Source organism: Nevskiales bacterium (genome assembly GCA_035574475.1).
In the GTDB taxonomy this organism is placed as follows: domain Bacteria; phylum Pseudomonadota; class Gammaproteobacteria; order Nevskiales; family DATLYR01; genus DATLYR01.
In genome coordinates, this window is the sequence record DATLYR010000114.1 from 1 (window position 1) to 10920 (window position 10920).

Consider the following 10920-nt stretch of genomic DNA (forward strand, 5'->3'; position numbering starts at 1 on the left):
CCCGCCTTTATTCCTTTATGCCCGCTTCGCCGTCCGGCGTGATGGCTGCGCGGCCAGCACCGCCTTGAGGAAGCGGCCGGTGTGGGAGCGCTCGCAGGCTGCGACGTCCTCCGGCGTGCCGGTGGTCACCACCGTGCCGCCGCCGTCGCCGCCCTCCGGGCCCATGTCGATGATCCAGTCGGCGGTCTTGATCACGTCGAGGTTGTGCTCGATCACCACCACGGTATTGCCGTGGTCGCGCAGGGTGTTGAGCACGGTGAGCAGCTGGGCGATGTCGTGGAAGTGCAGCCCAGTGGTGGGTTCGTCGAGGATATAAAGCGTGCTGCCGGTGTCGCGACGTGACAGTTCCCTGGCCAGTTTGATGCGCTGCGCCTCGCCGCCGGACAGGGTAGTCGCGTTCTGGCCGAGGCGAATGTAGGACAGGCCGACGTCGGCCAGGGTCTGCAGTTTGCGCTGGATTACCGGCACTGCGCTGAAGAACTCGAGCGCGTCCTCGACCGTCATCTCCAGCACCTCGTGGATGTTGCGGCCCTTGTAGCGGATGTCCAGCGTCTCGCGATTGTAACGCCGGCCCTTGCACACGTCGCAGGTCACGTAGATGTCCGGCAGGAAATGCATCTCCACCTTGATCACGCCATCGCCCTGGCAGGATTCGCAGCGCCCGCCGGCGATGTTGAAGCTGAAGCGGCCTGGCGTGTAGCCGCGCGCGCGCGCCTCGGGTACCTCGGCGAACAGCTCGCGGATCGGCGTGAACAGGCCGGTGTAGGTCGCGGGGTTCGAACGCGGCGTACGCCCGATGGGCGACTGGTCGATGTCGATTACCTTGTCGAGCTGCTTCAGGCCGTGCACGCCCTCGCAGGGCGCGTGGCGGGTGATGGCGCCGTTCAGTTCGCGCGCCGCGTACTGGTACAGGGTGTCGTTGATCAGCGTGGACTTGCCGGAACCGGACACGCCGGTGACGCAGGTCATCAGGCCCAGCGGGATCTCGACGCTGACGTGCTTGAGGTTGTTGCCGCTGGCCTTCTCGATGCGCAGCAGCTTCTTCGGGTTGCGCGGCACGCGCTGCGCCGGCACCTCGATGCGCCGCCGCCCGGACAGGTACTGGCCGGTGAGCGATTCCGGCGCGCGCTCGATGTCCGGCAGCGTGCCCTGGGCCACCACGGTGCCGCCGTGCACGCCGGCGCCCGGGCCCATGTCCACGATGTGGTCGGCGGCGCGGATGGCCTCCTCGTCGTGCTCCACGACGATGACGGTATTGCCGAGGTCGCGCAGGTGGAACAGGGTCTTGAGCAGGCGCTGGTTGTCGCGCTGGTGCAGGCCGATCGAGGGCTCGTCCAGCACGTACATCACGCCCACCAGCCCGGCGCCGATCTGCGAGGCCAGGCGGATGCGCTGCGCCTCGCCGCCGGACAGGGTCTCGGCGCTGCGCGCGAGGTTGAGGTAGTCCAGGCCGACGTTGACCAGGAAGTCCAGCCGCAGCGTGATCTCCTTGAGGATGCGCGCCGCGATCTCCCCGCGCCGGCCGGGCAGCTTCAGCGCATGGAAGAAATCGCGCGCGTCCGCCACCGACAGCGCGCAGAGGTCGGTGAGGCTGCGCTCGCCCACGTAGACGTTGCGCGCGGCGCGGCCCAGGCGGGCGCCGTTGCAGTCGGGACAGGGCTTGTCGCTGCGATACTTGGCCAGCTCCTCGCGCACCGCGAGCGACTCGGTTTCGCGGTAGCGTCGCTCCATGTTGGGCAGGATGCCCTCGAAGGCATGCCGGCGCGTGACCTTGCGCCCGCGCTCGTCGCTGTAGCTGAAGGGGATGACCTCGCCGTTGCTGCCGTAGAGCACGATCTTCTGGATTTTTTTCGGCAGGTCCTCGAACGGCGTCTCCAGGTCGAAGTCGTAGTGCGCAGCCAGCGACTGGATCAGGCTGTAGTAGTAGGGATTGCGCCGGTCCCAGCCGCGCACCGCGCCGCCCGCCAGGCTCAGACTGCCCGAAGTGATCACCCGCTCGGGGTCGAACACCGACAGCACGCCGAGGCCGTCGCAGGTCGGGCAGGCGCCGATCGGGCTGTTGAAGGAGAACAGCCGCGGTTCCAGCTCGGACAGCGAATAGCCGCAGTGCGGGCAGGCGAACTTGGCGGAGAACAGGATTTCGGCGGATTTGCCTTCCATCGGTGCAAGCACCGCCAGGCCGTCCGCCAGGCGCAGCGCAGTCTCGAAGGACTCCGCCAGGCGCTGGGCGATGTCGCCACGCACCTTGAAGCGGTCCACGACCACCTCGATGCTGTGCTTGAGCTTCGGGTTCAGCTTCGGTGCCTGCTCCAGCTCGACGACCTGCCCGTCCACACGCGCGCGCAGGAAGCCTTGACCGCGCAGTTTCTCGAACACGTCGGCGTATTCCCCCTTGCGGTCCTGCACCAGCGGCGCCAGCAGCAGCCAGGCGCTGCCTTCGGGCAGGGCCATGACCTGGTCCACCATCTGGCTCACGGTCTGCGCGTTCAGGTCCACGCCGTGGTCGGGGCAGCGCGGCGTGCCGACGCGCGCGTACAGCAGGCGCAGATAGTCGTGGATTTCCGTGACCGTGCCGACCGTGGAACGCGGGTTGTGCGAGGTGGACTTCTGCTCGATCGAGATGGCCGGGGACAGGCCTTCGATGTGGTCCACGTCGGGTTTTTCCATCATCGACAGGAACTGCCGCGCGTAGGCCGACAGCGACTCCACGTAACGGCGCTGGCCCTCTGCATACAGGGTGTCGAAGGCCAGCGAGGACTTGCCCGAACCGGACAGGCCCGTGATCACGATCAGGCGATCGCGTGGCAGGTCGAGGTCGAGATTGCGCAGATTGTGCGTGCGCGCACCGCGGATGCTGATGGTGTCCATGCAGTTTCGGCGACGGAACGAACCCTTTACTATACGTCCGACTTCAAGCCGGCCGCAAAACACCCATGAACCCCCAGGAACGCCGGGCGACCCTCGGCCTGTCGCTGATCTTCGCGCTGCGCATGCTGGGCCTGTTCATGATTCTGCCGGTGTTCGCGCTGTATGCCGGGGAGCTGGACGGGGTGACGCCGCTGACGCTGGGCCTGGCGCTGGGCATCTACGGCCTCACCCAGGCGCTGCTGCAGCTGCCCTTCGGTCTGGCCTCGGACCGCCTGGGGCGCAAGCCCGTGATCGTGGCGGGCCTGCTGATTTTTGCCGCCGGCAGCGTGCTGGCGGCCCTGGCCGACGACATCCTCTGGGTGATCGCGGGTCGCGCCCTGCAGGGCGCGGGCGCGGTCGGCGCCGTGATCAATGCCCTGCTCGCCGACCTGACCCGTGAGACGGTGCGCACGGCGGCCATGGCGGTGCTCGGCATCGGCATCGGCGCCTGCTTCCTGCTGGCCATGGTGCTGGGGCCAGTGCTGCATGCCTGGATTTCCGTGCCTGGAATATTCTGGCTGACGGCCGCGCTGGGGCTGCTGTGCATCGTGGTGCTGCTGACCTGGGTACCGCAGGCGCCGCCGCTCACGCTGTCGGACGAGCCGCATTCCTGGCGCGAACTGCTGCGCGTATTGTCGAGTGCCGAACTCCTGCGGCTGGATGGCGGTATCTTCGTACTACACGCCATCCTGACCAGCCTGTTCGTGGCGATGCCACTGGCCTTGCGCGACGCCGGCCTGGCCGGGCCCCAGCACTGGCAGGTCTACCTGCCGGTGATGCTGCTGTCGATCCTGCTGCTGCTGCCGCTGTTGCAATACAGCGGCCGCGAGGGTGGGTTGAAGCCGGCGTTCCTGGGTTGTGTGTCGCTGCTGGCCATGGCGCTCATGGGGCTTGCCCTGACACCTCACCAGATCGGGCTGCTGGCCGTGCTCCTACTGTTGTTCTTCGCCGGCTTCAACCTGCTCGAGGCCTCGCTGCCTTCGCTGGTGTCGCGCTGTGCCCCGGCCGGACACCGTGGCGCGGCGCTGGGGGTGTATTCCAGCCTGCAGTTCCTCGGCACCTTCTGCGGCGGCGCACTGGGCGGCTTTGTGCTGGGCAAGGCCGGCACCACGGGTGTGTTCCTGTTCGCCGCCGGGTTGGCGCTGGTCTGGCTGGTCTTCGCTGCCGGTATGCAGGTGCCGCAGGCCGAGCGTGAAATCCGCCTATAATGCCGGGGCAGTTTTCATCACCGGTCGGGCAGGGAGCCGGGCCGTCCGCGACAACCTGGAGGAGGAAGCCACCATGGCGAGAGGCGTGAACAAGGTCATCCTGATCGGTAATCTCGGCAGGGATCCCGAGGTCAAATATATGCCGAGCGGCTCGGCGGTCTGCAATGTCACGCTGGCTACCTCCGAGAGCTGGAAGGACAAAGAGTCGGGGGAGAAGAAGGACCGCACCGAATGGCACAACGTGGTGTTCTTCGGCAAGCTCGCCGAGATCGCCGGCGAATACCTGAAGAAGGGCAGCCAGGTCTATGTCGAGGGTTCGCTGCGCACGCGCAAATGGCAGGACAAGGAAGGCAAGGACCGCTACACCACCGAGATTGTCGTGAGCGACATGCAGATGCTCGGCGGCCGCGGCGGCGGCAGCGCCACCGCCAGCTACGACGACGAGCCGGCGGTGCGGCCCGCGGCGGCGCGCGCCAAGGCCAAACCGGCGATGGACGCCGGCAACGACAGCCTGGACGACGATATTCCGTTCTGATCATGCGCGGCGCTCAGGTATAAGGCCGCTCCCCAACCCGACAGACCCCGATCACCATGAAAGCCATCGTCTGCAAGGAATTCGGCCCGCCCGAGAAACTGGTCTACGAAGACTTCCCGCTGCCGGCCCTGGGCAAGGCGGCCGTGCGCGTGGCGGTGAAGGCGGTCGGGGTCAACTTCCCCGACACGCTCATCATCCAGGGCAAGTACCAGTTCCGGGCCGAGCCACCCTTCGTGCCTGGCGGCGAGTTCGCCGGCGAGATCGTCGAGATCGGCGAGAGCATCCAGCACCTGAAGCCGGGCGACCCTGTGGCCGGCGTCATTCTAAACGGCGCTTATGCCGAGCAGGTGGTGGCGCCGGCGAGCGCACTGCTGCCCCTGCCCAAGGGCATGGACTTCACCGCCGCCGCCGGTTTCCCGATGATCTACGGCACGTCCTATCACGCGCTCAAGCAGCGCGCGGACCTCAAATCCGGCGAGACCCTGCTGGTGCTGGGCGCGGCAGGCGGCGTCGGCCTGGCGGCGGTGCAGCTGGGCAAGATCATGGGTGCACGCGTGATCGCGGCCGCCGGTACGGACGAGAAACTGGCGATCTGCAAGGCCAACGGCGCGGATGAATTGATCAATTATTCGACCGGCAGCCTCAAGGATCAGGTCAAGAAGCTGACCGGCGGCAAGGGCGCGGACGTGATCTACGACCCGGTCGGCGGCGAACTGTTCGACCAGTGCCTGTCCTGCATCAACTGGAACGGCCGCATCCTGGTGGTCGGCTTTGCCGGCGGCAGCATCCCGAACCTCGCCATCAACCGGGTGCTGCTCAAGGGCTGTGCCGTGGTCGGCGTGTTCTGGGGCCAGTTCGTGATGAAGGAGCCGCAGGTCAACATGGCCAATTTTCACCAGCTTTTTCAATGGTATAGGGAGGGCCGTCTGCGGCCGCCGGTATCCCGGACCTATCCGCTCTCGGCGGCGGCGCAGGCGATGCGGGATCTGCTCACGCGCACGGCCACCGGCAAGCTGGTGCTGCTGCCCTGAGCCGGCCCGTGCCGGGTGTCAGGCTACAATTAAGCCCATGAAACCCAAGGTTTACATCCAGACCTGGGGCTGCCAGATGAACGAGTACGACTCGGCCAAGATGGCCGACGTGCTGGGGCAGGCCCAGGGGGCGGAGCGCGTCCAGAGCCCCGAGGAGGCGGACATCCTGCTCTTGAACACCTGCTCGGTGCGCGAGAAGGCGCAGGAGAAGCTGTTCTCGCAGCTGGGCCGCTGGCGGCCGCTCAAGGCCGTGCGACCGGAACTGGTGATCGGCGTGGGCGGCTGCGTGGCCAGCCAGGAAGGCGAGCAGATCCTGCGGCGCGCGCCCTTCGTGGACGTGGTGTTCGGCCCGCAGACCCTGCACCGGCTGCCGGAGCTGGTCGAGCAGGCGCGCCGCGCCGGGCGGCCGGCGGTGGACGTGTCCTTCCCGGAGATCGAGAAGTTCGACCACCTGCCGCCGCCGCGCACGGAAGGCCCGACCGCCTATGTCTCGGTCATGGAAGGCTGCAGCAAGTACTGCACGTTCTGCGTGGTGCCCTATACCCGCGGCGAGGAGGTCAGCCGGCCGCTGGACGCCGTGCTGGCCGAGGTGGCGCAGCTGGCAGAGCAGGGCGTGCGCGAGGTCACGCTGCTGGGCCAGAACGTCAACGCCTACCGCGGCCGCATGGAGGACGGCGACGAGGCCGACCTGGCGCTGCTGATCGAGCTGATCGCCGGCATCGAAGGCATCGCGCGCATCCGCTACACCACCTCGCACCCGGCCGAGTTCTCGGACCGGCTGATCGAGGTCTACGGCCGCGTGCCCCAGCTGGTCAGCCACCTGCACCTGCCGGTGCAGTCGGGTTCGGACCGCATCCTCGGCATGATGAAGCGCGGCTACACGCGCGCGCAGTACGCCGACAAGGTGCGCCGCCTGCGTGAGCTGCGCCCGGATATTTCGCTGTCCTCGGATTTCATCGTCGGTTTCCCGACCGAAACCGAGGCCGACTTCCAGGCCACGCTGGAACTGGTCGCAGATATCGGCTTCGACCATTCCTACAGCTTCATCTACAGCAAGCGCCCGGGCACGCCGGCGGCGCTGCTGGTCGACAACGTGCCGCAGGCCGAGAAGGAAGCGCGCCTGCAGCGCCTGCAGGCGCGCATCACCGCCCAGGCCCAGGCTTACAGCCGCGCCATGGTTGGAAGCCGCCAGCGCGTGCTGGTCGAGCGCCGCTCGGCCAAGAGCGCACGCCAGCTGGCGGGGCGCACCGAGAACAACCGCTGGGTCAACTTCGACGGCGACGAACGGCTGATCGGCCAGCTGGTGGACATCGAGATTACCGAGGCGCTGCCCAACTCCCTGCGCGGCCGCGTGTTGACGCGCGAGCTGCCGCTGGCCGTCTGAACCACCGCGATCACGCCCTTGTCGAGCACCACGGTCGAACTGGTTCTGGAGCCGATGGACAACCCGCGGCTGGCCAACCTCTGCGGCCCGCTGGACGAGCATCTGCGCCAGCTCGAGCGCGGGCTCGGCGTGGAGATCCACAACCGCGGCAACCATTTCCAGATCAAGGGCCCGCACGAGGCCACCGTCGCCGCGCGCGAGCTGCTGGATGCGCTGTACCGGGAAACCGCAAGCGAGGCCCTGACCCGTGAGCGCGTGCACCTGGGGCTGCTGGAATACGGCTATAGCGAGCACAGCGAGGCGGCGCCGGCGGCGGCCGACGCGATCCAGATCCGCACCAAGCGCGGCGTGATCCGCGGCCGCAGCCCGCACCAGCAGCAGTATCTGCGCAGCATCCTCGCCCACGACATCAACTTCGGCATCGGGCCGGCCGGCACCGGCAAGACCTACCTCGCCGTGGCCTGCGCCGTGCACGCGCTGGAGACCGACCGCGTGCGCCGGCTGATCCTGGTGCGGCCGGCGGTGGAGGCGGGCGAGAAGCTGGGCTTCCTGCCGGGTGACCTCGCGCAGAAAGTGGATCCCTACCTGCGCCCGCTGTACGACGCGCTGTACGAGATGCTGGGCTTCGAGAGCGTGGCGCGGCTGGTGGAGCGCAATGTCATCGAGGTTGCGCCGCTGGCCTATATGCGTGGGCGCACGCTCAACGAGTCCTTCATCATCCTGGACGAGGCCCAGAACACCACCACCGAGCAGATGAAGATGTTCCTCACCCGCATCGGCTTCGGCTCCATCGCGGTGGTCACCGGCGACGTCACCCAGGTGGACCTGCCGCGCCAGTCGCGCTCCGGCCTGCGCCACGCGGCCGAGGTGCTCCGGGACGTGCCCGGCATCAGCTTCACCTGGTTCGCCAACGAGGATGTGGTGCGCCACCCGCTGGTGCAGCGCATCGTGCGCGCCTACGAGTCGCACGAAGGGCAGGACACCCGGTGAAACTGCTGCTGGACCTGCAGCGCGCCAGCCGCGCCCGCATTCCCGCGCCGGCGCGTTTCCGGCGCTGGGCCGCTGTCGCGCTCGACGGCCGTTGCGATGCCGCCGAGTTGTCGATCCGCATCGTCACTCCGGCCGAGAGCCGGCGGCTCAACGCGCGCTACCGGGGCAAAGACAGGCCGACCAACGTGCTGTCCTTTCCGTGCGCGCCGCCGGCGGGGCTGCGGCCGCTGCCGCTGGGCGACCTGGTGATCTGCGCGCAGGTGGTGGCGCGCGAGGCCCGGGCCCAGGGCAAGCCGGCCGAGGCGCACTGGGCGCACATGACCGTGCATGGCGTGCTGCACCTGCTCGGGTATGATCATGAGGGGGCCCGCGAGGCCGCACGCATGGAAGCGCTGGAAAAAAAGATCCTCGCCCGCCTGGGCTACCCCGACCCCTATCGAACCGCGCAAGGCAAGGCCGCATGAGCAAATCCAAGGAGCCCGCCCGGACCCCGGGCCGGAAAGGCCTGCAGGGCTGGCTGCGCAAGCAGGCACGGCAGCTGGTCGGCGCGCCGCAGAGCCGCGAGGAGATCCTCGAGTGGCTGCGTGAAGGCCGCCAGGCGGCGCTGCTGGACGCCGAGGCCTACGGCATGATCCAGGGTGTGCTGCAGGTGTCGCAGACCCAGGTGCGCGACATCATGGTGCCGCGCTCGCAGATGGTGGTGGTGGAGCGTGACGCCTCACCGGCCGAGCTGCTGCGCGAAGTGATCCAGTCCGGCCATTCCCGCTACCCGGTGATCGGCGACAACCGCGACGAGGTGGTCGGCATCCTGCTGGCCAAGGACCTGCTGCGCCTGGCGCTGGACCAGGAGCACCTCACGCCGGAGTCGCGCTTCGACATCCGAGAGGTGATCCGGCCCGCGGTGGTGGTGCCGGAGAGCAAGCGCCTCAACGTGCTGCTCAAGGAATTCCGCGCCAACCGCAACCACATCGCCATCGTCATCGACGAGTACGGCGGCGTATCCGGGCTGGTGACGATCGAAGATGTGCTGGAGCAGATCGTCGGCGAGATCGACGACGAGCACGACGAGGAAGAGGGCGCCTTCATCCTGCGCCAGGACCGCGAGCGCTACCTGGTGCGCGCGCTGACGCCGATCGCGGAGTTCAACCGCTATTTCGGCGTGCAGTTCAGCGACGAGGAGTTCGACACCATCGGCGGCCTGGTGGCGCACCATTTCGGCCACCTGCCGCGGCGCGGCGAGAGCGTCACGCTCGACTGCTTCCAGTTCAACGTGCAGCGCGCCGACAGCCGGCGCGTGCACCTGTTCCAGGTCACGGTGCTGCCCGATCGCGGGCCGTCGGCGGCGTGAACGCGCGGCTGCGGCGCCTGGCCGCGGGCCGGGCCGGCGACAGCTGGTTGCCGGCGCTGTTCGGCCTCGGTGCGACGCTGGGCTTCGCGCCCTGGGGCTGGATCGGCCTGACCCTGATCGCCCCGGCCGCGCTGCTGTGGCTGTGGCGCGACGTCGGACCCGCGCGCGCCGCCTGGCGCGGTTTCGTGTTCGGGCTCGCGCATTTCACCCTCGGCATCTACTGGATCTACATCAGCATCCACCACTATGGCGGTGGCCCCGCCTGGCTGGCGGTGCTGCTGGTGATCGCGCTGGCAAGCTACCTGGCGCTGTACCCGGCACTGATCGGCTATGCGCTGCGCCGCTGGCTCTGGCAGGACTCGGCGCCGGCCGTGGCGGCGCTGCTGGCGCTGCCGGTCCTGTGGCTGTTCGCCGAGCTGTTCCGCGACGTATTCGGCACCGGTTTCCCCTGGCTGAGCCTCGGTTATGCCTTCCTCGACACGCCGCTGGCGCGGCTGGCGCCGGTGACGGGCGTGTACGGCATGAGCGCAGGGGCCGTGCTGCTGTCCGGCGCACTGTGGCTGCTGGTGGCCGGCGGCGGGCGCGAGCGCATCCTGGCCGTGGCCGCCGCCGCGCCGATGCTGCTGGCCCTGCCCCTGCTGCCGGCGCCCGGCAGCTGGACGCAGGACAGCGGCGCGCCCATTGCCGTCAGCCTGGTGCAGGGCAATATCCCGCAGGAACTGAAGTGGCGGCCCGGCCGGCGCGAGGCCACGCTGGCACATTACCGCCGGCTGACCGAGCGTGAATGGGGCCGGCGCCTGATCATCTGGCCGGAGGTGGCGATCCCCGCGCTGCGTCATCACGTCCAGCCTTATCTGGACACGCTGAACGCGCGCGCGCAGCTCAGCGGCAGCACGCTGCTGGCCGGCGTGCTGGTGCGCGATGCACCAGACGCGCCGTTGTACAACGCAGTGGTCTGGCTCGGCGTAGAGCGCGGCGCCTATTACAAGCGTCACCTGGTGCCCTTCGGCGAGTATTTCCCGGCGCCCAAGTGGCTGCTCGACATCGGCAGCGTGCTGGGGCTGCAGTATTCGGACTTCAGCAGCGGCCCCGACGAGCAGCCGCCGCTGATGCTGGACGGGCACACGCTCGGCATCTCGATCTGCTTCGAGGACGTGTTCGGCCGCGACATCCGCCGCGACCTGCCGCAGGCAGAGCTGCTGGTGAACGTGACCAACGACGCCTGGTTCGAGGATTCCTCGGCACCGCACCAGCACCTGCAGTTCGCGCGCATGCGCGCGCTGGAGATGGGTCGCAGCCTCTTGCGCGTGGCCAATACCGGCATCAGCGCGGTGATCGGGCCGGACGGGCGCATCCGCCAGGCCAGCCCGCAGTTCGCGGTGGACGTGCTGCGCGCCGAGGTGGCGCCGCGCGCGGGCCTGACGCCCTACGCACGCCTCGGCAACGCGCCGCTATGGCTTCTGAGCCTGGCCGGTCTTGGCGGGTTGCTGCTCTGGCGTCGCCGCCGTGCCTGATTC

9 protein-coding genes are annotated in these 10920 nt (G+C 68.5%); 8 read left to right on the forward strand and 1 reads right to left on the reverse strand.

The annotated features are described in order from the left end of the window. Positions 1-15: 15 nt before the first annotated feature. On the reverse strand, positions 16-2868 hold the full coding sequence (uvrA, locus tag VNJ47_06760) for an excinuclease ABC subunit UvrA (protein HXG28529.1): 2853 nt from the start codon (positions 2866-2868) through the stop codon (positions 16-18). Positions 2869-2933: 65 nt separating this feature from the next. Between uvrA and VNJ47_06765 the strand changes: the two genes are divergently transcribed. The 8 genes from VNJ47_06765 to lnt all read left to right on the forward strand — a co-directional run bounded on the left by VNJ47_06765 (position 2934) and on the right by lnt (position 10917). Further along, the gene (locus tag VNJ47_06765) at positions 2934-4115 is read left to right on the forward strand and encodes an MFS transporter (protein HXG28530.1); all 1182 of its coding nucleotides are present in this window, start codon (positions 2934-2936) and stop codon (positions 4113-4115) included. Between the two features lie 73 nt (positions 4116-4188). Further along, on the forward strand, positions 4189-4650 hold the full coding sequence (ssb, locus tag VNJ47_06770; protein ID HXG28531.1) for a single-stranded DNA-binding protein: 462 nt from the start codon (positions 4189-4191) through the stop codon (positions 4648-4650). A gap of 56 nt (positions 4651-4706) precedes the next feature. Next, positions 4707-5681 (forward strand): NADPH:quinone oxidoreductase family protein, encoded by a 975-nt coding sequence (locus VNJ47_06775; protein ID HXG28532.1) that lies wholly within the window; start codon positions 4707-4709, stop codon positions 5679-5681. Positions 5682-5718: 37 nt separating this feature from the next. Further along, complete coding sequence (gene miaB, locus VNJ47_06780; GenBank protein HXG28533.1) at positions 5719-7065, forward strand: tRNA (N6-isopentenyl adenosine(37)-C2)-methylthiotransferase MiaB; 1347 nt, start codon at positions 5719-5721, stop codon at positions 7063-7065. Between the two features lie 18 nt (positions 7066-7083). Further along, positions 7084-8055, forward strand: coding sequence for a PhoH family protein (locus tag VNJ47_06785; protein ID HXG28534.1), 972 nt, complete (start codon positions 7084-7086; stop codon positions 8053-8055). Then, positions 8052-8519, forward strand: coding sequence for an rRNA maturation RNase YbeY (gene ybeY, locus VNJ47_06790; protein HXG28535.1), 468 nt, complete (start codon positions 8052-8054; stop codon positions 8517-8519). The genes VNJ47_06785 and ybeY overlap by 4 nt, the downstream gene beginning before the upstream one ends. After that, complete coding sequence (locus VNJ47_06795) at positions 8516-9403, forward strand: transporter associated domain-containing protein (GenBank protein ID HXG28536.1); 888 nt, start codon at positions 8516-8518, stop codon at positions 9401-9403. The genes ybeY and VNJ47_06795 overlap by 4 nt, the downstream gene beginning before the upstream one ends. Next, positions 9400-10917: an apolipoprotein N-acyltransferase gene (lnt, locus tag VNJ47_06800; GenBank protein HXG28537.1), complete on the forward strand. Its 1518-nt coding sequence runs from the start codon at positions 9400-9402 to the stop codon at positions 10915-10917. Before VNJ47_06795 ends, lnt begins: the two co-directional genes overlap by 4 nt. Positions 10918-10920 lie beyond the last annotated feature (3 nt).

Bases quoted from the DNA above. Each gene is read 5' to 3' on its own strand.
- uvrA (HXG28529.1), bottom strand. From the start codon at position 2,868: ATGGACACCATCAGCATCCGCGGTGCGCGCACGCACAATCTGCGCAAT.
- VNJ47_06765 (HXG28530.1), top strand. From the start codon at position 2,934: ATGAACCCCCAGGAACGCCGGGCGACCCTCGGCCTGTCGCTGATCTTC.
- ssb (HXG28531.1), top strand. From the start codon at position 4,189: ATGGCGAGAGGCGTGAACAAGGTCATCCTGATCGGTAATCTCGGCAGG.
- VNJ47_06775 (HXG28532.1), top strand. From the start codon at position 4,707: ATGAAAGCCATCGTCTGCAAGGAATTCGGCCCGCCCGAGAAACTGGTC.
- miaB (HXG28533.1), top strand. From the start codon at position 5,719: ATGAAACCCAAGGTTTACATCCAGACCTGGGGCTGCCAGATGAACGAG.
- VNJ47_06795 (HXG28536.1), top strand. From the start codon at position 8,516: ATGAGCAAATCCAAGGAGCCCGCCCGGACCCCGGGCCGGAAAGGCCTG.